Consider the following 21,552-nt stretch of genomic DNA (forward strand, 5'->3'; position numbering starts at 1 on the left):
ATTTCGGTTGTGGACATGCTGTGTGAGCGCCAACCGATTCGCCCACTTCTACTCGTAACTCATCGAAAGGATCGCGTCATGAGACCACTGTACTCGCTGCTGACTCCATTGTTAGTTGGCACTTTAGCGTCCTTTGCAGCTGTTGAGGCTAAGGCTGATTTACTTTCTGACATCAAGGGGCGTGGCGAGATTGTCGTCGCAACCGAAGCACGTTATGCGCCTTTTGAGATGATCGAGGACGGTAAAATTGTCGGGTACGGGAAAGACTTGCTCGACGCGATTATGCTTGATTTGCCCGGGGTCAAACTTAAACAATTAGATGTGCCATTTCAGGGTATACTTCCTGGATTATCCAGCAAAAGATTCGACTTCGTTGCCACGTCACTTACTATAACTAAGGCGCGAGCAGAAAGTTTTGCTTTTACCTTGCCTTTTTCCACTGCTAGTGTGGCAGTATTGAAGCGTAAAGGAGACTCCCGGATCAATAGTGCCGAAGATTTGATTGGCATGGTAGTAGGAAGTCAAGCTGGAGCCCCACAAATCGACGTGCTCAAGGAGTATGAGCGGACTGTACTGCAGCCTACGAAGAACTCGGGCGTGAAAGAAATCAAGGCATTTATGGACTATAATGAGGCTTATGCGGCTTTGGCCTCCCGTCGCGTCGATGCAGTCGTTCAATCCCTACCCAATCTCGCGCCTTTAATCAAGGAACGTGGAGATGTATTTGAAATTGTACAGCCTCCCTTCGGACCGCCGACATACTATGCGTGGGCCGGTCGTAAAGATGCTGACAGCGCCTCTCTTGTTAAATTCTTTAGTGACGGTATTGCAAAGCTGAACGCAAGTGGTGAGTTAGCCAAGCTCCAGCGCAAATGGTTCGGCTTCGAAATGCCTCTACCTACTGATGCTGTTCCAGCACCGATAAACTGAATGCAGTAATGCTAGTCGGGAAAATTAGGTATGTTTGATTTAACAGCTACAGCCCACTATTTGCCACAGCTTTTGGCAGGCCTGTTTACCACACTATGGGTATCTTTGACCGCTATTGCGTTAGGGCTGGTGATGGGCTGGGCTGTTTGCCTTGGTCTGATGGGTGAGCATAGGTGGCTCCGGATGTTCTGCGCTGCTTATGTAAGCTTCTTTCGAGGCACGCCTTTGTTGGTACAGCTTGTTCTAGTATTTTATGCACTGCCTTCTATCGGAATAAGTTTACCTCCACTGGCCGCCGCGATTGTCGCGTTAACTTTGAATAGTGGAGCCTTCCAGGGTGAAATATTGCGCTCCGGTTTCCAGCTTCTGCCATACGGTCAAACTGAGGCGGCCAGAGATCTTGGTCTGTCGCGCTGGCAAGCATTGATTTATATTAAAACACCCCAAGTGTTGAAGGCCATGTTGCCTGCTCTTGTAAACGAAACTATCGATATCATTAAAAATTCCTCATTGATTTCTGCTGTCGCTGTACATGAGCTTATGAGGACAGCTCAAACCCTTGCCTCAACTACCTACCGCCCCATCGAATTCTTTATCGTGACTGGACTGCTTTACTTGGCCCTAACAATGGCGACTGGACGGGTGGGTAACTGGCTGGAAGCTAGGCTAAAAATTGCGTAGGAGGTGCCTTTGATCAGCATTGGTCTGTTTGACGAGTACGGTGGCTCAATCCTAGCCGGGATTTGCGTTACGCTGAAAATGAGTATTGGGGGAATTGCGCTGGGGATGGTTTTAGGCCTGGCGTTACAGAGTTTTTACAAGCCTAATAACAAGCCAGCTGCCTTTTTATATCAGCTGTATTTAAATGTTTTTCGGGGTACGCCGCTTCTTCTACAATTATTCTTGGTTTTCTATGGGGGACCATACATAGGTATTGACTGGACTGCAGAAACCGTAGGATTGATAGGTCTAGGGTTGTATGGTGCAGCCTATTTTGCAGAGATATTTCGTGCTGGACGTGAGTCAATTCCACAAGGTCAACTCGAAGCTGCAAGAGATCTGGGACTGACAGGTACCCAGGCATTTCGAGTTGTGCTGTGGCCGCAGATGATGGCTCGGTGCGTACCAGCAGTTGTCGGGCAGACGATAATTCTACTAAAAGAGTCGTCTGTTTTGTCGATTATAACAGTCGCTGAGTTAACTAATGTGGCGATGACAATTGCTGTTCAGAGCTACTCGATGCTGGAACCATATACGATATTGGCGTTGACGTATTGGGCTATTGCCATTGTACTAGCTGGCATTGGCTCCAGAGCTGAGCGTCATTTTAAAAATTATCTGCAGCGCTGAGGTTATGCATGTCCAATTCATACGCTATAGAAATTCGTGATTTGCAAAAAAGCTATGGCCAGCATGAAGTGCTCAAAGGCATTTCACTCACCGTCGCAAAAGGCGAGGTTGTTAGCATCATCGGAGGTTCTGGATCTGGTAAATCAACGTTGCTGAGATGTATAAATTTTCTTGAGGAATATGACGGTGGTGAGGTATTGGTAAATAACCGCCTTATTGGTTACGGAAGCTCTGTTACTGGAGGTTTGTACCAATTGCCCGAAAACACAATCCAGAGTTCGCTTCGCAAGGTGTGCATGGTTTTTCAACAGTTCAATTTATGGCCGCATATGCGTGTTCTTGATAATGTTGCCACCCCCCTGAGGCTTGTAAAAAAAATGCCGAAACTTGCGGCATATGCAATGGCGGAGGCCCAGCTTGAAAAGGTCGGTCTCGCTCATAAGGCTTCCAGCTACCCGAGTCAACTCTCCGGAGGTCAACAGCAACGGGTGGCAATAGCCAGAGCGTTGGCGATGGAACCCAGCATTATGCTGTTTGACGAGCCTACCTCAGCTTTAGACCCCGAATTAGTAGGAGAGGTGCTCAATGTCATTAAGGACGTTGCGAGTGAAGGTATGACATTAGTTATCGTGACGCATGAGATGGGATTTGCGGCAAAGGTATCGGATAAAGTCGTCTTTCTCGCTGATGGTCGCGTAGAGGAACAGGGACCTCCTAGCCAAATATTTGGGGCTCCCACCAGCCCTCGCTTACTTCAGTTCCTTACGTCATGGAATGAGCGGCAGAATGGTGGCAGTGTAAATTGAATTGCATTTACATCAATATGGTCTTACTTTGTGATCAAGCTATCATTTGATCTCTTTTCAGAAACATTAGGTGCTAAATATTATCTTGTGCGGTGTCGCGTTTGAGCATGGTACTGAGGATGCAGAAAAGTGTCTAAATTCCCTGGCGGTGACTTGCATATTGTGAAAGTTGGGTTCTTGCTCTCTGAGGGGTTTGACCTATATTCATTAGCGAATGCTATACAGCCATTACGATCCGCTAATCATGTAGCAGGCTTTCAGCTTTGTGAATGGCAAATTCTCAGTTTAGAAGGGGGCACGCTTAACGCAAGCAGCGGCATAGCTACCGAGACTACTCGGCTGGACCATGCGCAGTTATTTAATGTGTTGATCCTGTGTACCGCGGAGAATATACATTCCGATGCGGATTACGATGCTATCATGCAGCGGCTCGACCATTGGACCACCGAGCCTGTTAATCTGGGGGCCTTCGGTGGTGCGGGCTGGTTGTTGGCAATGAGTGGCGCGCTAAATGGTTTTCGTTGCAGCCTACCTGAAATAGGGTATTCCCAGCACCTCGGTATTTACAAAGACATCAAATTTGTTACCGCGCCATTCTGTGTCGACCGTGGACGCCTGACATGTATTGGCCGCCAAGCTGTTCAAGGGCTCATGTGCGAATTTCTAGCACAAGAGTATGGGGGATATATTATGTTAGAAATTGAAAAGAATCTGGCAGTTAAATCAGGCGCAAGTGGTACGATCCCTCAGGTCCGAACTTAATTCCAGATAATCGTTGTGAACTGGCTTATCGATGTAAATTAAGAGACAGAGCCCTGGGTTTTTTGTGTGGCCGATTCGAAAGTGCTCAACCGTTCGCATATCAATGTTATTTACTTCTCGACCGAAATTATCCATCGCCAAGCTTGTTTCGGTAATCTCTCTAGCATCGTGGCCATACCCTTGTCCCGAGATTGATCGGGCTAGAATGAAGATCTGCCTCGGCAAGGATGTTATCGTCTATATCATGATATCCGCTGATGAATTGCATCCCTCGCCCATTCTGGAAGCCGGTCTGCACATCTGAGATGTGTTGGGCTACTCGGAACTCAAGCGTTTTTTCGCTCTGATCACCGATAACAGCGCAAATACGCTGCACTTGGCAGACCCCTACAGGCTAGCGGTTAGGCGGCCTGCTCATGTTTGATCCTGTCCGCCCCAGGCGACTACGTAATAATCTGTAGTCTGATGTCGCTCCACAAAGCAGAGTCCTGATGCAGCGCAGCTCGGCGCGCATGGAGTTATTCTCCGGTTGAACCGTTTGTGTCAGTAAATGTTGCTTCTCCTTCCCCCATGACCGCTCGCCTCACCCAGAGAAGACCCATGCACTCGAACTCGCTCGCTTCGTTGCGCTGGTCACCTATCGCCAGCATCTAAGCTGCGTTTATGGCTCGGTATCGACGGTCGAGATTGTCCATGTCTCACCTCTATTAATGCGTTTTTAGGTAATAAACGGTGTCCTAATACGAATTATCAGAATGATAAATCCCCACTAGACTCGACCTCATCGCCGCATTTTTCACGTTGCGAAAAGAGAAAGGAGTTACTTTGTGCAAACACACGAGTCATCCAAGTACACCACAGGCCTGCGGCGCGTAGTAGTGACCGGGATGGGCTTGGTATCCAGCCTGGGCAATAGCCAGGCGGAGGTTGTGCAGGCATTGCGTGAAGGGCGCTCGGGAATTGTCTTTAACCCTACCTACGCCAAAGCAGGACTGCGTAGCCACGTCAGCGGTGTGCTGACCGTGGATCTGCAACAAATTGACCGCCGCCAGCGCCGCTTAATGGGCGATGCCGCTGCCTATGCCTATCTTGCGATGCGCGATGCAATAGCTGACGCCGAGCTTAAGCCAGAGCAGGTGTCTAATCCCCGAACGGGCTGCGTGATGGGGTCGGGCGGCGGCTCCAGCGAAGATATCGTCCAGGCTAACCAGTTGCTCGAACAGGGCATTCGCAAGGTCGGTCCTTATCGAGTGCCGCGGACCATGACCAGTACGGTGTCGGCCTGTATGGCCAGTTTTTTTGGCATCAAAGGACTCAACTACTCCATCGCTTCGGCTTGCGCGACCAGTGCTCACTGCATCGGTCATGCGTACGAGCAGATCCAGTTCGGCAAACAGGATGTTGTATTCGCCGGGGGAGCCGAGGCCGAACATGTCAGCCAAAGCTGTATGTTCGACGCCATGGGGGCTTTTTCGACGGGCTACAATGATGCCCCGACCCGGGCAAGCCGGCCATACGATGTTGCACGCGATGGTTTCGTGATAAGCGGTGGCGGTGGGGTGCTGGTTCTAGATGAACTGGGTCATGCACTTGAACGCGGTGCAAAAATCTATGCAGAGGTGATTGGTTACGGCACCGCTTCCGATGGCCAGGACATGGTATCGCCCAGCGGCGACGGCGCACTTCGTGCCATGCAGGCCGCATTGATTCATTGCGATGAAACTGTGGATTACCTCAATACCCACGGCACCAGCACTCAGGCGGGAGATCTGGTTGAGTTGCGGGCTGCCTCACTGGCGTTCGATGGCAACTTGCCGCCGTTCAGTTCAACCAAATCATTGACAGGTCATGCACTGGGCGCTGCGGGTGTTCATGAAGCTATCTTTTCGCTGTTGATGATGCAGCACGGATTTCTCGCGGCATCCCACAACATCGAGCAGTTGGACCCGGAAGTTGAAACGTTGCCAATCATCCGCACTACGCGCCTTAACCAGCTCGTAAATTGCGTCATGAGTAACAGTTTCGGTTTCGGGGGGGCAAACGCCAGCCTTATTTTTGGTTCTTCACGGATTACCGGGAAAGACGCTCTTGATCTTCATGAAAAAGAATTCGCTATCCCGGTAACCGTACGCCATCCGTTTGATGACCTTTATTCGATTATTTATTCCTTCCAACTGACCCGTGTGCATCGGCCAGCGAACCCGACTGACGATGCCCCGCCAGTAAGCCTTTAGCCGTTTGGCGAACTGGATCAGAGCCGGTATCTCACTTTCATGAGCATGGCGCAGCCATTGCTTCCACGTCGATCTCCAGCCCCAGGCGGTACTCGGCGTCCAAAGCGTTTTGAGTTCAGCCTTCATCAAATAGACCTTCATCAACGCTTGGTTGGCCGCCAGCAGATCCTCCAAGCGGACCTGTTGCTCCGGTGTTTTCAGGTTCTGCGGGTTGCGCAGGAGCAGCCAACGCGCCTGCTTGATGACCTTTCGGGCCGGCTTGTCATGACGCAGTCGATTGGCTTCGTCGACGCGAACCCGGTCAATTACCTCTCGACCATATTTGGCCACCACATGGAAAAGGTCGTAGACCACTCGCGCTTTTGGGCAGTGCTGACGAACCTCCAGGTCAAAAGCGGTATTCATGTCCATTGCCACCGCTTCGATTCGGGCGCAACCCTCTGGCCCCAGCTCTTCGAAAAATGGCCTGACCGCCGCCCGGCTGCGGCCTTCGCCGATCCACAGCACCCGTCGCGTATCCGCATCCAGGACAACGCTGGCATAACGATGACCTTTGAACAGTGCGAACTCGTCCATCACCAAACGTCGCGGTTGCGCCTTTGGCAAAACGCTCAATGCTGCTTGCAAGGCTCGACGCTCCAGCAACCTAACGGTCTCCCAATGCAGCCCAAACATCTGCGCCACGTGCAGCGTGGGAAGACGTTCACAGGCTTGAATGACCGCCTCTGCCAGACGCCGCGTCATGCGGGCATAGCGATCCAGCCAACTGACGGCCTCCATGCGTTTACCACAGTCGCGGCAACCAACGCGCCGGAGCAAAACGTTCAGGCGCACCGCACGACCGAGAATGGGCAAATCACGAATGACTCGCTCGCAATACTCATGCGTGGTTGAACAGGGTTTTTGGCACCCGCCACAGGAAGGGAATCGGGTGGCGTGGGGTGTCAGATCGATCTGGAGGGCGTCACCATCAGGCTTGATTGTGACGACAGAAAAGCCCTCCCAAAAAGGAAGGAAAGTATTAATATCGCGCATAAGAACGCCGGTTTGTTAGATGTGTTTGCTCGCACGAACATCATCAATCAAATCGGCGTTCTTGTTTCTGTGTTTCCCGGGATTCCGTGAAGAACCTTATTTTTAGCAAACGCGCATTCGACGCGTGATCCGGGGAAATCGACTGGAGTGAAATCGCTGCGACTTGGCCGGTAATAGTCGGGTCATTGCGAGCGGCAACCAAGGTCCGCCAGAGACTAACAGCGCCTCTGCCTTTTTTATTTAGTTAGCTACTGCCCATCGCTTGTTCGGACAACTGACAGTGAGGTGGATATGACAACTAATACGCACACGCCCCAGCAACCAGTGGAGTTGAAAAAAGTAGTCTGGGCGGCTTCCATCGGCAACTTTGTCGAATGGTTTGATTTCGCGATTTACGGCTTTCTTGCGACTACGATTGCGCAGATATTCTTCCCCAGCGGCGACACGACGACCGCACTGCTCAAGACGTTCGCAGTATTTGCCGTTGCCTTCGCCTTCCGCCCGCTGGGCGGCCTCGTCTTTGGCATGTTGGGGGATCGGCTGGGGCGACGCCGTGTACTCTCGCTGACTATCCTGTTAATGGCCGGCGCAACGACTCTGATCGGCTTTTTACCTACCTATGCGAGCATTGGCTTGATGGCTCCGGTGCTGCTGACGCTTATTCGCTGCGTACAAGGCTTTTCCGCCGGAGGTGAGTACGCTGGCGCCTGTATCTATTTGATCGAGCACGCCCCGTCCCACAAACGTGCTCGCTACGGCAGTGCTGCTCTGGTTTCAACGTTTGCCTCGTTCGCCGCCGCGGCCGTGGTCACTTATCTGCTCAATACTTTCCTAAGCACCGAGGAGATGCTCAGCTATGGTTGGCGTCTACCGTTTCTGATTGCTGCCCCCCTAGGCTTGGTAGGTTTGTATCTGCGCTGGCAGCTGGACGAAACCCCGGCATTTAAGGCCATCGCAGCAACCGAACGCGGTGTGCATGCGCCGCTCAGAGAAACGTTGCGTGAGCAGGCTGGCGCGATGTGCTGCCTAGGTGCATTCATCTCATTGACAGCATTGTCCTTCTATATCTGCACCACCTATTTTGTAACCTATCTGCAGCTTCAGGGTGGCTTGCCTCGACCTACTGCACTGTTGATTTCCGTACTCACGCTGGTATTCGCCGCCGGGCTATGCCCGCTGGCCGGCGCTTACTCTGACTACATTGGCCGGCGGCGCACCATACTGACCGCCGCTTTATGGCTGCTAGTGACGATTTATCCGGCTTTTCTGCTGGCCAGTTCAGGCACTTTCGTAGCGAGTCTGATCGGCGCATGCCTACTAGCCGTCGGCGCAGTGCTCTGCGGGGTCGTTACGGCTGTGCTTTTATCCGAAGTTTTTCCGACGCATACGCGGTACACCGCTTCGGCCATTACTTACAACATGGCTTACACGATCTTTGGCGGCACCGCGCCGTTCATGGCGACCTGGTTGATCGAGCAGACCGGAAGTTCCATGGCCCCTGCGTTCTACCTCGCCGGCATTGCACTCTTTGCTCTGGCCGGTGGTTTGTCTCTGCCGGAGACCTGCGGACGTTCACTAGATAGAGACGTGGCTACGCAACAGCCCAGGTTTAAGCCCTTAGTCTGATCGTTCGATCATTGAGGCTTCCCAGATAGAACCAACACCACGTCGATGCGTGCCATACCATAATGTTCCTGCATTATCCTGAATGCCTCAGACTGGGCGTCTGAGGCATTCGCCGCACATTCAGCAGTAGCCATCTGAGCTAAGCCGTTAGGCGGTCAGGTCTCGCAACAACGCCTTGAATCTGGCGGCCGTGGGCGTTTCGTACTCCTCGTTCCAGGCGGCTATGGTTTGCACCCAAGCGTGATCGTTTTCCAAGGGTAGAATGACCACTCCTTCGCGCTGGATCTTGTAGGCGCATTCCGAATAGATCGACACCCCCATATTGGCGGCCACCAACCCAAAGATACCGATGCTGGTCGTCGCCTCCTGAACGATGTTTGGCGTAAAGCCAAAGCGCTGGCAAAGTCGAAATGACTGGTCCCGAAACAGACTCCAGCCGCTCGCCGCACCGAAGATGAAGCGCTCGTCTTTGAGTTGTTCGACTTTGATGCTGGCCTTGTTGGCCATGGGATGCTTGGCTGGAAGAATGGCGACCATTTTTTCTCGCGAAACAGGTAAAGATTCGATCCCCGGCATTGACACCGGCCCCAGCAGAAAACCCACGTCGATCAGGCAATCATCAATTGCTTTGTACTGTTCGTGTGACGGCATGTAGAGCAACTCTACCAAGACGTTGGGATGCAGATCCTTGAAGCGCTCAAGTATCGCGGGCAGGGCACCGTTGATGGCGAAGTCGTTATAGGCGACGGTCAGATGACCAACATCACCCGCCGCGGCACTACGCGCCAGTTCGATGCCTCTCGCTATGTGGCGAAATACCTGCTGACACTCATGCAGAAACAAACGACCTGCCTCAGTAAGCGCAACTTGCCGGGTGGTGCGCTGGAATAACTCCGCTCCAAGCTCTTCCTCCAGCCCTTTGATCAAGCGGCTCAGTGCCGGTTGCGTAATGAATAACACGTCAGCCGCTCGCTTGAAATGCAGATGTTCCGCCACTGCCATAAAGGCTTTCATTTGCTTGAGATCGAAGCGGATATTGATGTTCATATTGGTATCAATAGTGGAAAATAATGAATTGGATGTAATTTATTTCCCAGATTATCTTGAGCTCTAGGTCAAGGCAAACCCAAATGCCAACCGTTATTACTTAGATCGGAGAGACTCACTATGTCGCAAGAACTGATGATTATGCTGGAGCGCGCTTTTGAAGAATCCACCAAGCTCTACAAGGAGCGAGGTTTTCAGCGCCGGATTGGTTTCGGTAAACACCCAGCGTTGATTAACGTAGACCTGGCCAACGCCTGGACCCGTCCGGGAAATCCATTCACCTGCGATAAAATTGACGACGAAATAATTCCGGGCGTCCAGCGCCTTATGAAAGAGTTTCGCGCTAAGGGCTTTCCAATCGTCCACGTGACGACTTGCTACCAGAACACGGATCGAAATGACCCGAATACCGACATGGGGCAGTGGCACAACAAGATACCCGTGGATGTGGTCAACCAGAGTGAGGAAAGCCTCTGGGCCATTGACTCGCGTATAGCCCCTATTGACGGTGAATTCGTCCTTATCAAAAAGCGCGCCAGTTCGTTCAGCGGAACATCACTGGCAGGCTATCTGCGTTCAGCCGGTGTCGACACTATTCTGGTCACAGGTGTCACGGCTTCAGCCTGTGTCCGCACCACGCTGTGTGACGGCCTGGCCGAAGGCTTCCGTACGATTGCAGTGAAAGAATGTATCGGTGACCGAGTACCGGGAGCGGTGGCTTGGAACTTGTTTGATATCGACGCCAAATTCGCTGACGTGGAGACAGTCGACACATGTCTGGATTACTTGACCACTGCAGGTCAGAAGTAACGGTGAGTGAATGACGCGATCCGTAGGGTAAGGACCCAGCGGAATAGAAGGGCCGAGCGCTTACGCTTTACGGCCCTTTTTCTTTTCCTGTCTTGTGCATCCACCGGCGCCGCCTTTTTCAGGACGATCCGATGGGGTGGTGGCCGATCAATTAAGGGGGGGGGCGCCACTGGTTTGGTCTTCGGAATACAGTGAGACGATATGGTCGAACGACGTAAATTCAGCTGCTGCGTGAAGGGAAAGAATCTGCGGTAAGTGAATAATGAACTTCGAGCGCCTTCAACCCAGGCTAGAGCAGGGTATTTGCTGCTCAAGCATTTCTCGCTTCCCGCTTTCACCCAGGCACTGGACACTATTGTCACTGCTAATCTGTTGTGTCCTGAATTGTTTGCTTCACGTACCTTTGGTTTGCAAGACGGGGAAGTCGTAAGCGATTTGGGGGTGATTATCAGACCCGCGCTCGTATCAGGCTGGCGGACATTCAGGATCTGGATTTGCTGGTTGTATGCGGTGGTTAGCCCTCTCGGCCGGTCCAGACAACTCCGATAGGCCTGTCTGCTGGAAGTAGAGCTATCTACACCTGGCGTAAGTGCGGCTGATGAAGGTGCTATTTGGTAATCAAGGCACCCGCGTAATCAGCCAGGCTGACGTCAGAAATCAGCGGCGTTCGATCGCCGACCTCCATATGTCTGCCTTTGCCGCGCTCGCTCAACGTATCGAGATTACGACGTAGTTGCTTGAGATTTGACTAGCGTTACCTAGAGTCGAATAGCCAGCACAACCTGTGCGGCGCCGCCTCACGCGCGACGTGCTGAGCGCTGATGGACATATGTCATCCAAAACATCGCGCTGTGTAGCGCTTTTTTGATTAGCCCTGAGTTCCCCTTCGAAAATAGCGGGTCTGGTCAATTACAGGTCGGATTCGCACAAAAAATCCTACTTCGCATCTGTTCGAATGATCTTCAGCGGCCAGCCAGAGTGGCGTCTTACGTCGCTCAATCAACGACAAGGATAAATGACATGCAAATGCCTAAAACCATCCAGATCAAGAACGGCGAAAAAGTGAAATCGACGTTTTCGGTTGAGGAATACGCCAATCGACAGGCCAAATTGCGAGCGTATCTATCGCAAAACAATATTGATGCGGCAGTTTTCACGTCCTATCACAACATAAACTACTACAGCGATTTCCTGTTTTGCTCTTTCGGCCGCCCGTACGCGCTGGTCGTTACCCAAGACAGTGCCGTTACTATCAGCGCCAACATCGATGGCGGTCAGCCTTGGCGCCGCACCGTGGGCACTGAAAACATCGTTTACACCGACTGGCAGCGCGATAATTATTTCGTCGCGATTCAGCAAGCATTGCCGAAAGCTGGACGCATTGGTATCGAATTTGACCACCTGAACCTGCTGAATCGCGACAAACTTGCCAGTCGTTACCCGCAGGCCGAATTGATGGATATCGGCGTACCTTGCATGCGTATGCGCATGATCAAATCCGCCGAAGAGCATGCAATCATCCGTCATGGTGCCCGCGTGGCAGACATCGGTGGCGCAGCAGTCGTGGAAGCCTTGCGTGATCAAGTGCCGGAGTATGAAGTCGCCCTGCACGCTACCCAGGCGATGGTGCGCGAAATTGCCCGCACCTTCCCGGACTCTGAATTGATGGACACTTGGACCTGGTTCCAGTCTGGCATCAACACCGACGGTGCTCATAACCCGGTGACCTCGCGCAAGGTTAACAAGGGCGACATCCTGAGCCTCAATTGCTTCCCGATGATCGCTGGTTATTACACTGCGCTGGAACGCACAATGTTCCTGGACCATTGCTCCGACGAGCATCTACGTTTGTGGGAAGTGAACGTTAAAGTGCACGAGGCCGGCCTGAAACTAATCAAGCCGGGCATGCGCTGCTGCGATATCGCTCTGCAACTTAACGAGATTTTCCTTGAGCACGATCTGCTGCAATACCGCACCTTCGGCTACGGCCACTCCTTCGGTACACTGAGCCATTACTACGGCCGCGAAGCTGGGTTGGAACTGCGCGAAGACATTGACACGGTACTGGAGCCGGGGATGGTGGTTTCCATTGAACCGATGATCATGCTGCCTGAAGGCCTTCCGGGCGCGGGTGGTTACCGCGAACATGACATATTGATCGTCAACGAGCAGGGCGGGGAAAACATCACCAAATTCCCGTATGGCCCGGAACATAACATCATCAAGAAGTGAGATTAGGCGCCGCACAGTGAACCTTTGCGGCGTTTTCTTTTGTTAATAGTAAAAGTGTAGGAAATACCGTCCCGGCGGCTGAGTTAAACCGAAAAAAAACGCGTGCACGATGATATCGAGCATCATTTACTGACCCTTAACCCTGCCAAGTAAAACAATAGAGGGTATTTGTCATGTACTACGTCACGATTCCGGCCACAGTCTCGAAGCAGTTCAATTTCCATACCGCTTCTGGTAGCGATACAGCGTTGCCTCTTCATTCCGGTAACAGCACCTCTACCCCCGGAGGTGCGCAATGAGCACCCAAAACCCAAGTCTGACGCCGATCCTGGAACAGCAGCTTGAACGGATTTCCGAGCGCAAGGCACTGCGGCGCGCGGCCAGTGCCAGCTTCATGGGCAACTTCGTCGAATGGTTCGACTACGCGGCCTACGGCTATTTGGCAACCGTGATTGCACTGACGTTTTTTCCGCAGACCGACAAGGCGACCGGGCTGCTGGCAACCTTCGCAGTGTTTGCTCTGTCGTTTTTCGTTCGCCCGCTGGGAGGGCTAGTCTGGGGTCACTTCGGAGACAAGTACGGGCGGCGCAGCGCGTTGTCCTGGTCCATTCTGATCATGTCAATCTCGACCTTCTGCATCGGTATCCTGCCGACTTACAACCATATTGGTCTGTGGGCACCCGCTCTGTTGTTACTAATCCGCTTGTTTCAGGGCTTTTCCGCTTCCGGAGAGTACGCTGGGGCATCAGCCTTTCTGGCCGAGTATGCCCCTGAGGGTAAACGCGGTTTGTATACCAGCATCGTGCCGGCGAGTACTGCTGCCGGCTTGTTGTTCGGCGCAGTGTTCGTGGCTGGTTTGCACTCGTGGATGAGCGTTGAGGATCTGCACAGCTGGGGCTGGCGTTTGCCCTTCCTGCTGGCGGCGCCGTTCGGTCTAGTCGGGCGTTACATCCGTGTGAGTTTGCAAGACACACCCAAATTTTTAGAGATGGAAAAACGCCTCGAGGCCAAGGTATACGCGACCCACGCTCCGGTTCGCGAACTTTTGACCTTACACCGGCGTAGCGTGATTATCGGGATCGGTGTGACATGCCTGAATGCGGTAGCGTTCTACCTGTTGCTCAGTTATATGCCGACCTACCTCTCTACCGAGATGGGCATGAGCGAGAGCGATTCGTTCATGGCGTCGACGGTGTCGTTGGCGACCTATATCGGGCTGATTTTCCTGATGGGCAAGCTGTCGGATCTGTTCGGACGCAAGGCCATGTTGCTGACCGCATCGGTTCTGTTTCTGGCGCTTACATGGCCGCTGTTCGGCATGTTGAACAACCAGCCGCTGATCGTCATCCTGATGATCCAGATAGCCTTCGGCGCGATCCTTGCGATGAACGACGGCACCTTGCCGTGCTTCCTCGCCGAGATATTCCCGACCCGCGTGCGCTTCAGTGGTTTTGCCTTCAGCTTCAATATCGCCAATGCGGTGTTCGGCGGTACCGCGCCATTTATTGCGACTTGGCTGATTCAGCTGACCGGTAGCAAAATGGCACCAGCTTGGTATCTGCTGGCGGCCGCTGCCGTAGCGTTAATTGCCATGCTGGCGAGCCGCGAGACTGCGCATAAAGCTTTGCAAGACTGACCTGAACGTACAACCCAGTATATAGGGGGCATAGCCTGCTCAATGGAGTCCTCGCGGGCGCCATTGCGATGAGGATACGCCCTATAAATTAATGCATCGCAGCCACTTGCTTGCGTTCGCCGATGGGCGATATGCCGAAGAAACGGCTGTAGCATTTGGAGAAGTGCGCAGGGGAGATAAAGCCGCAAGCGAGGGCGATATCACGAACTTGCGACTCGCTACGCAGTAGCAATTGTCTCGCTCGCGACAGGCGCAGTTCCAGGTAATACTGACTCGGCGTGCGTTGTAGGTGCTTGTGAAACAATCGCTCCAGGTGCCGTACCGACACTTCGTTCAATCGCGCGAGCTCCTCAAGGCGCAGCGGCTCCTCAAGATTGGCCTCCATGATTGCCACCATCTGGCTGAGCTTAGGTTGGGAGGTGCCCAGTTTCTGTCGTAATGGCACACGCTGCTGTTCCTGCGCGCTCCGGACCCGGTCACACAGTAGCAACTCGGCTGCATGGGCTGCAATTTCGCGACCACCGGGTTCGCGCGTTATCAACTGCAGTGTCATGTCCATAGAGGCCACGCCGCCTGAGCAGGTGTAGCGATCGCGATCAAGCTCAAACAACTGGTTGGAAATAATGATGCCCGGGAAACGATCCTTCAAAGCTTCGATGTCTTCCCAGTGAATAGTGCAGCGATAACCTTTAAGTAAGTTTGCGCGCGCCAATAAGTGGCTTCCAGTGCAAATCCCGCCTAGGGGCACTTGATCATGCGCCAGCTTACGGAGCCAGTTGAGTAGCGGTAGGCTGCTGTGATTAGAGACGATAGGGTTTGATCCGACAACGAACAGCATATCCAGCTTTGGTGCATCGGTGATGGTGTAGTCGGGCAGCATGCGCATGCCATTGCTGGCCGTGACCGGCTCCATGTTGGCAGCGATGATAACCGTGCGGAAGATCGTTTGACGCGCCGCCATATTGGCTATGCGCAAGGTTTCCACGGCGGAGGCAAAGCCGATAGTGGTGAAATTTGGTATGACTAGAAAACCTACGGTTTTCACTGGCCGTGGTTTATTTGCCGAACGTCCCGCAGCTGGGGGGAGCGCCGCTTGGAGTTTCGCCATTGTTAGTACTCCTCAACTGCATAAGTGAGGTGCTTTGCAGCAACCTGCCGACCTTCACAGCATTATCTCGTTTCTACTATGGGGAACCGTGCTTTTGGTGCTTGGATCTTACTCCGAGTGTCCGGACAATGGACAACGCGATAGGAACTTGCACGCAAAAGGTATCGTTAGGTCAATTGGGTACTAGCTCGATCCGAGCAACTGGCCGCGCAAGTAATATCCACTGCATGAATCTTTAACGTATCAAATCCCGGCACCCGCATGGCCAGACATCGAGCATCGTATGCGCAACGCTGCTTGATTTCTTATCCGGTTCCTTTGCCAAGCGATACCCTAAGTGATTTTCAGTGTCCCCCAAAAGCGAGTATTGACTGAATGCGTCGTTTGCGTTCTTAGCGCGTGGCTGATCAAAGTCTCTTCCCTAGTCCAAACCGGTAGAGCTAGACCTTACTCCGAGGCTCTCAAAATAGGTTTTCATGTCTGGCACTGGGCGGACTGAATATCGGGCTTTATCGGTTTTGAGGTTTGCCATTCAAGAGGTTCGGGTTCTTTTTCTGAAAACCTGCTGCGGCTAAGCGACACAGTCGCCGCGTAATCTCGGCGCGCATCGATATCTTCAGCTCGTTATTGGTAGTAGCGAGTAGTTAGGAGTCGATATCAGACACGTCTTAATGATCTCTGGCGCCGACAATTAATCGGGGGAGCTACTGACAACCTTGAAGCGACGCGGAGATCAATGATGGCTATAAAATTTTTTTGATTTGTTCGAAATGTGGTCGGCCCTTCCAGTACACATACCGTCGGGCCGATGCGTGTTGGGACTCTTTGTGTCGAGTGCTTGCGCGAGCGGAAAATACTGACACAGGTACGTCGCATTGGAGTGCGGCTCTATTATTCTGTCGGCCACGGGGATTGCACTCGGTACCTATAAAGCGGTGATCATGGGCCTATTAGAGGAGTAGCCAGATCAGGTCCACCCATTACTGATCGCAAAGAGACCTCCCGTGGCGGGCTGGCAGTGAGTTCAATCAAGTGCTAAGCCACCTTGGCCTATAGGAATAGAAATGCAATTGAACGAATCTTTCCATCCACAATCGCCGGCGGTGCGTATTGGCTTCTGGTTATTAGAAGCCTTCGATTTTATACTCTGGCCAATGCGTTGGAGCCCCTGCGCCTGGCCAACCAAGTTGCTGGACGCAGTGTTTGTCACTGGCAAATTCTCAGCCTAGAAGGCCAGTCACTAAACGCCAGCAATGGCATTACTACCGCCACCAAACGATTAGATCAGGCACAACCGCTAGATGCGCTGATCGTCTGTGGTGGCGAGAACCTGCATACTCAGATGGATCTTCCAGACCTTAATCATCAGCTGCATCGCTGGGCCAAGAAGCCTATAAGTCTCGGTGCATTGGGTAACGCCGGTTGGTTGCTAGCGCAAGTAGGCGCGCTGGACGGTTACCGCTGTAGTTTGCCAGAACCCGAACCATCGTCGTCGTTAGATGCCTTCAATGAGTTGACGCTGGTGGCCGCGCCGTTCTGCGTTGACCGGCAACGTTTGACCTGCGTTGGCCCACTGGCGGTTAAAGGATTGATGCACGAGCTGCTCGCCCGCACCCACGGTCGTGGTCTGATTCTGGGAATGGAAAAGCACGTCGCCCGGCAGGTCAGACCTCTGCAGCGGACGCATAATGCCCCAGCCAAATTGCAGGAGACGCTTACGTTGATGAGCGAGCACCTGACCCGCACGCTACCGATCAACGAAATGGCCGAAGCGATAGGTATTTCCTGTCGACATCTGGAGCGAATATTCAAAAAAATCTGGGGTGTTCTCCCTCGCGGCATTACCTTGACTTGCGTCTGCAACAGGCGAACCAGCTATTGCAGAGCGGGCAACGTCAAATGCCGGATGTCGCGCGAGATTGCGGGTTTGTCTCGGTGCAACATTTTATTCGCTGCTATCGCCATTACTTCGGCGTACACCCGCGCGACCACGTGGGAGTGAACTTGCTTGCGATAGGAGGTCAACCACTAGCACCCTTTTCACTTAACCGTGAGTAAGCTCGCTTGTATGTTTAGCTCGGAGGCGATCAGGCCGACTCTGACTATAAACAAGAAAAATCAGTGGCTAACCACCAATTCCTGAGTTAAAGCAAACCTCAGGACCGGTACGCATAAGAATTCTGCCTCCATGAGTCAGGCCAACCACTTCCGAGAATTTGGTGCTTCTAGTTCGCGGGTGAGCCCCACTGGCGAGCAATATTTTAATGCGCTATGGGGAAGCCGCTCGTTGCATTGTTCGCACGCCATTGCTGGGTTACGCAACATTGTTTCTCGACCCGGTTTGGCAGTGTGAGAGACGTAGACACGCTTGATAATTTTCACGCACATCCCCGCCATACCGTTGATTTGAGAACATTGTTGCCGAGGCGTCGAGGCAGCAGCAGGTTATTCAAGGAAGGGTAGGCGCTGCTATTGGTGCGCGATCAATGGCCGGACGTTGCCATTTACCGACAGCAGATTATTAGAAGGTTGCGGGCGTGTTGATCCAGAGTATACGGACGACACTCTTGGTCGAATTGCGATAGCCATGGGGTACGTTGCTGGGGAAGTGAAACGAATCGCCAGCGTTCAGCGTGTAGGTGGTCTCGCCGAGCGTCAGGTCGAGGCTGCCCTCGATCACGTAACCCATCTCTTCACCCGCATGCTCGATCATGTCGCTGACCATGCCAGGGGAAACGATATGAATATCGCCTTGCAGTAGCCCGCCTTTTTGCAGATGGGTGATGCGTTCCAGATCGATATAACCCTTCGCGGTGCCTTGTGCGAAACGACTCACTTGTCGACCGCCGGCGCGCAGCACGGGCTCTTCAGACTCCCAGTCTTCGGATGTCAGCTCGGACACGTTGCTGCCTAGCGCGAGTGCCAGGCGGTGCAGCATGGCCAGTGAAGGCGATGCGGCGTCGTTTTCCAGTTTGGAGATCAGGCTTTCGGAGCAGTTGGCAGCCTGGGCAACTTGCTTGAGAGTCAGGCCTGCCACCTTGCGCGCATGGCGAAGACGAACGCTCAAACTCGGCAGGGCATCGGAATGCTGGGATTTGGCTACTGGCGTTTTGCTGGGTGTGGACATGCATCCCTCGAAAAGTTTGTACGAAGTGAGCGACAGGCATCCTAGGGTTACGGGAGCCTGTCGTCTACTGGGGTACTGAAGATCAGCCGTGAACCGAGAAGGTAACTTCCACCGGGTTAAGGTCATTGATAGGCACAATGTCCTGAGGGCAGGCTGACATCACCACGATAACGTCCATGTCTGCACGGATTTCAACGTAGTCCCCGGCTTTGGATACCGGCGGCAGCCATTCAACAGTGTGATCAGGCTTGACCGGAATGTTCATCCACAGATTGAAAGGCTGCGGGACTTCATGGGAGCGCAGACCAATAGCCTGCAAGGCCAGACGCATGTTATCCGCGCAACTGTCGTGATAACCCTCGACTCCCAGGTTGGTGTAGCGGTGCAGGTCACACGCAGCCATCAAGGTGTCGTGAATGCCGGGTGAGGTGTCGGTCAACAAGGTGCCGATCGTGCGGCGGCGGTTACTGAACAGCGCGTCGCCAGTCTTGGGAATGATGCTGTTGCAATGCGCGCGAGCATGTTCCATCGACAGGAATTCGCTCATGTCTTCGCTGTTGAACAACCAGGTGTCACATACCTGGGTGCCGTGAGTGTTGACGATTTTGATGACCTGGCCAGCTTTCAGGCGGACAGCGCGGCCACAACGGGCAGGCACTGTGTAGCTTTCGCCCAGGACCGGAGTGCCATCGGCCGAGATCGGCTCTTTCAACGTGGCATTGGTGCCCAGCGAGGAACCATTGTCGGACTGGCAGCAGGCTGGATAGTCGTGGCTATGGGTGACATTGGTCATATGAGTTCCTATGGGTTCAGGGTTGTTCTGCAAGTGCAACCAGGCTCCAGGCCAATGCCTGGGCGCCTGCTTTCAATTGCGCGGGATCTGTGAATTCCTTCGGGTTGTGGCTTATGCCGTCCCGGCTGGGTACAAAAAGCATTGCGGTAGGACAGTGCCCGGCCAGATACATGGCGTCGTGGAAGGCGCCAGAACGTATCGATTGCCAAGTCAGTCCTGTGGCTTCGCAGGCGTTCTCCAACAAATTGATGACCTGATGATCGAACGCGGTCGGGCTGTGGCTGAACAGGCTGGTCAGTTCGGCGTCGGCAGGCAGGCAGGCACTAAGGGCATTGTCGAAGGCGTCGAGTACCGCCGGATCGGCGTGGCGGAAGTCGATGCTGAAGGTTGCTTCACCGGCAATCGTATTAATTGCATTGGGCGAAACGTTCCAGCGTCCGAATGTCAGGCGCTTGTCGTCACCGGCCAGTCTTTCGGCCAGCGCGTCGATGCGGCCGAGGGATTCCATGGCGAGCAACAACGCATCGCGCCGCATGTGAGTCGGCGTGGTTCCTGCGTGTGCCGAAGCACCCTTGCAGCTCACTTGATACCAGCGCACGCCCTGAATACCGGAAACCACTCCCAGCGGGACATTGGCTTGCGCCAATACCGGGCCTTGCTCAATGTGCAACTCGACAAATGCGTGTGTGGCGATTTTCTCGCGCTGCGGCAGATCGGCAAAGCGCAGGGCGTGAGCGTCCAGTGCCTCTCCTACCGAGATACCCGCAGCGTCAAGGTTTTTTCTATAAGTCTCCAGTCGTACCTGGTCCACGTAGGCGCTGGAGCCCATCGCTCCTGGACTGAAGCGGCTGCCTTCTTCGTTAGTCCAGACCACCACTTCGATCGGGCGACGGGTGCTGACGTTGAGTTCTGCCAACGCATACAGGCATTCAAGCCCGGCCATCACCCCGTAACAGCCGTCAAGCTTGCCGCCTGTGGGTTGGGTGTCTATGTGGCTACCGGTCATCACTGGCGGTAAGTCTTCACGGCCTTCGCGGCGGATGAACAGATTGGCACTGGCGTCCGTCCACACCTTGCAGTCGAGCTTTTGGGCTTCTTCAATCAGCCAGGCGCGGGCCAGGAAGTCCTCTTCGGACAACGCTTGACGGTTCATTCCGCCATCAATGCCGGGCCCGAAGGTTGCCAGGGCCTCCAACAAACGCTGCAATCGTTCCGATGAAACGGCTTGCATCACTTGATCGGCAATCATGGGGTCACCTGCACGCGTGGAGTGAGGCTGCGGTTAAACCAGGGGCTGAGAAACTGCTGTAAGCGTTCCGTCTTTGGTGCCTGGAACAGTGCCTGCGGAGTACCGGTTTCAATTATTTTTCCTGCTTCCATAAACACCACCTGACTGGATATCTGTGCAGCGAAGCTCATTTCATGGGTTACCATCACCATGGTCATGCCATCGTTCGCGAGGCTGCTAATGACCTGCAGCACTTCCTCAACCAGTTCAGGGTCCAGCGCGGAGGTCGGTTCATCGAGCAGCATCAACCGCGGTTTTACCCCCAGTGCCCGGGCAATGCCGACTCGTTGCTGTTGTCCACCGGAAAGGCGAGCGGGGTACGCGTCCGACTTGGCGCTCAGCCCGACCCGTGCCAGTGCCTGATCAGCCAGGTTGCGCGCCTCGGCCTTGGCGATTTTCTTGCCGAGTACCAAAGGCGCCATGACGTTTTCGCGCACGGTCAAGTGCGGCCACAAATTGAATTGCTGGAACACCATGGACAGCGGGTTGCGCACCTCATCGATCTTGGCTTCGCTGTCGCGGTCGGCTTCACGTCTGCCCGGCCCGCTGTAGCCCAGCAGTTGACCATCGATCCATATCTCTCCCTCGTCATAGCGCTCAAGGAAATTCATACAGCGCAGGGCGGTGGTTTTTCCTGACCCTGAAGGCCCGATCAAAGACACGATTTCACCGGCTTGTACGCTCAGGTCAAACTCACTGAGCACGCGGTGCGAGCCATAGGATTTGCCAACGCCACGCAAGTTGAGAAGCGGAAGGGTATTCATCTGT

18 protein-coding genes and 3 pseudogenes are annotated in these 21,552 nt (G+C 53.5%); 13 read left to right on the plus strand and 8 right to left on the minus strand.

The genetic code is table 11. The annotated features are described in order from the left end of the window. Positions 1 to 78: 78 nt before the first annotated feature. The 6 genes and pseudogenes from K5E40_RS23790 to K5E40_RS23815 all read left to right on the plus strand — a co-directional run. Entirely contained in the window at positions 79 to 930 is an 852-nt protein-coding gene (locus K5E40_RS23790; RefSeq protein WP_221732896.1) for a transporter substrate-binding domain-containing protein, read from the plus strand. A gap of 30 nt (positions 931 to 960) precedes the next feature. Beyond that, positions 961 to 1,611 carry an amino acid ABC transporter permease gene (locus K5E40_RS23795; RefSeq protein WP_169836215.1) on the plus strand — a complete coding sequence of 217 codons (651 nt, stop codon included), beginning with the start codon at positions 961 to 963 and terminating at the stop codon, positions 1,609 to 1,611. Positions 1,612 to 1,614: 3 nt separating this feature from the next. Continuing rightward, positions 1,615 to 2,280 (plus strand): amino acid ABC transporter permease, encoded by a 666-nt coding sequence (locus tag K5E40_RS23800; RefSeq protein ID WP_311775977.1) that lies wholly within the window; start codon positions 1,615 to 1,617, stop codon positions 2,278 to 2,280. An 8-nt stretch (positions 2,281 to 2,288) separates the two neighbouring features. Beyond that, positions 2,289 to 3,086, plus strand: coding sequence for an amino acid ABC transporter ATP-binding protein (locus tag K5E40_RS23805; RefSeq protein ID WP_034128263.1), 798 nt, complete (start codon positions 2,289 to 2,291; stop codon positions 3,084 to 3,086). Positions 3,087 to 3,215: 129 nt separating this feature from the next. Next, entirely contained in the window at positions 3,216 to 3,848 is a 633-nt protein-coding gene (locus K5E40_RS23810; protein WP_221732898.1) for a hypothetical protein, read from the plus strand. 863 nt (positions 3,849 to 4,711) lie between these two features. Next, positions 4,712 to 5,902, plus strand: a pseudogene (locus K5E40_RS23815) (beta-ketoacyl synthase N-terminal-like domain-containing protein); the annotation flags it as partial. Between the two features lie 9 nt (positions 5,903 to 5,911). Here K5E40_RS23815 and K5E40_RS23820 read toward each other — a convergent pair. Continuing rightward, entirely contained in the window at positions 5,912 to 7,117 is a 1,206-nt protein-coding gene (locus K5E40_RS23820; protein ID WP_221732899.1) for an ISL3 family transposase, read from the minus strand. A 291-nt stretch (positions 7,118 to 7,408) separates the two neighbouring features. Between K5E40_RS23820 and K5E40_RS23825 the strand changes: the two genes are divergently transcribed. Further along, positions 7,409 to 8,743 (plus strand): MFS transporter, encoded by a 1,335-nt coding sequence (locus tag K5E40_RS23825; protein WP_221732900.1) that lies wholly within the window; start codon positions 7,409 to 7,411, stop codon positions 8,741 to 8,743. Between the two features lie 147 nt (positions 8,744 to 8,890). Here K5E40_RS23825 and K5E40_RS23830 read toward each other — a convergent pair whose 3' ends face one another. Next, a complete protein-coding gene (locus K5E40_RS23830) occupies positions 8,891 to 9,790 on the minus strand; it encodes a LysR family transcriptional regulator (protein WP_221732901.1) in 900 nt (299 codons plus the stop codon). Positions 9,791 to 9,910: 120 nt separating this feature from the next. Between K5E40_RS23830 and K5E40_RS23835 the strand changes: the two genes are divergently transcribed. From K5E40_RS23835 to K5E40_RS23845, 4 genes and pseudogenes are all read left to right on the plus strand, one after another. Continuing rightward, positions 9,911 to 10,600 (plus strand): isochorismatase family protein, encoded by a 690-nt coding sequence (locus K5E40_RS23835; protein ID WP_221732902.1) that lies wholly within the window; start codon positions 9,911 to 9,913, stop codon positions 10,598 to 10,600. Positions 10,601 to 10,855: 255 nt separating this feature from the next. Beyond that, positions 10,856 to 11,115: pseudogene (locus K5E40_RS35145) on the plus strand (GlxA family transcriptional regulator); the annotation flags it as partial. A 505-nt stretch (positions 11,116 to 11,620) separates the two neighbouring features. Beyond that, complete coding sequence (locus K5E40_RS23840; protein ID WP_221732903.1) at positions 11,621 to 12,832, plus strand: M24 family metallopeptidase; 1,212 nt, start codon at positions 11,621 to 11,623, stop codon at positions 12,830 to 12,832. Positions 12,833 to 13,127: 295 nt separating this feature from the next. Continuing rightward, positions 13,128 to 14,468 (plus strand): MFS transporter, encoded by a 1,341-nt coding sequence (locus K5E40_RS23845; protein WP_221732904.1) that lies wholly within the window; start codon positions 13,128 to 13,130, stop codon positions 14,466 to 14,468. A gap of 88 nt (positions 14,469 to 14,556) precedes the next feature. Here K5E40_RS23845 and K5E40_RS23850 read toward each other — a convergent pair whose 3' ends face one another. Continuing rightward, positions 14,557 to 15,576 (minus strand): GlxA family transcriptional regulator, encoded by a 1,020-nt coding sequence (locus K5E40_RS23850; RefSeq protein WP_221732905.1) that lies wholly within the window; start codon positions 15,574 to 15,576, stop codon positions 14,557 to 14,559. A 770-nt stretch (positions 15,577 to 16,346) separates the two neighbouring features. On the opposite strand from K5E40_RS23850, the pseudogene K5E40_RS23855 reads away from it, so the two are divergent. Then, positions 16,347 to 16,535: pseudogene (locus tag K5E40_RS23855) on the plus strand (serine dehydratase beta chain); the annotation flags it as partial. 536 nt (positions 16,536 to 17,071) lie between these two features. Here K5E40_RS23855 and K5E40_RS35150 read toward each other — a convergent pair. After that, positions 17,072 to 17,311 carry a hypothetical protein gene (locus K5E40_RS35150; RefSeq protein WP_260455981.1) on the minus strand — a complete coding sequence of 80 codons (240 nt, stop codon included), beginning with the start codon at positions 17,309 to 17,311 and terminating at the stop codon, positions 17,072 to 17,074. A 116-nt stretch (positions 17,312 to 17,427) separates the two neighbouring features. Between K5E40_RS35150 and K5E40_RS35155 the strand changes: the two genes are divergently transcribed. Continuing rightward, positions 17,428 to 17,634, plus strand: coding sequence for a helix-turn-helix domain-containing protein (locus K5E40_RS35155; RefSeq protein ID WP_260455982.1), 207 nt, complete (start codon positions 17,428 to 17,430; stop codon positions 17,632 to 17,634). A gap of 463 nt (positions 17,635 to 18,097) precedes the next feature. Here K5E40_RS35155 and K5E40_RS23865 read toward each other — a convergent pair whose 3' ends face one another. The 4 genes from K5E40_RS23865 to K5E40_RS23880 form a co-directional block, all read right to left on the minus strand. Further along, a complete protein-coding gene (locus tag K5E40_RS23865) occupies positions 18,098 to 18,703 on the minus strand; it encodes a cupin domain-containing protein (RefSeq protein ID WP_042558390.1) in 606 nt (201 codons plus the stop codon). An 82-nt stretch (positions 18,704 to 18,785) separates the two neighbouring features. Continuing rightward, positions 18,786 to 19,496 (minus strand): DUF1989 domain-containing protein, encoded by a 711-nt coding sequence (locus K5E40_RS23870; RefSeq protein ID WP_221732906.1) that lies wholly within the window; start codon positions 19,494 to 19,496, stop codon positions 18,786 to 18,788. A gap of 16 nt (positions 19,497 to 19,512) precedes the next feature. Beyond that, the gene (locus K5E40_RS23875) at positions 19,513 to 20,745 is read right to left on the minus strand and encodes a M20 family metallo-hydrolase (protein WP_221732907.1); all 1,233 of its coding nucleotides are present in this window, start codon (positions 20,743 to 20,745) and stop codon (positions 19,513 to 19,515) included. Beyond that, a complete protein-coding gene (locus tag K5E40_RS23880; protein WP_221732908.1) occupies positions 20,742 to 21,548 on the minus strand; it encodes an amino acid ABC transporter ATP-binding protein in 807 nt (268 codons plus the stop codon). Before K5E40_RS23880 ends, K5E40_RS23875 begins: the two co-directional genes overlap by 4 nt. Between the last annotated feature and the right edge of the window lie 4 nt (positions 21,549 to 21,552).

Source organism: Pseudomonas baetica, assembly GCF_019733355.1.
Taxonomy (GTDB): domain Bacteria; phylum Pseudomonadota; class Gammaproteobacteria; order Pseudomonadales; family Pseudomonadaceae; genus Aquipseudomonas; species Aquipseudomonas baetica_A.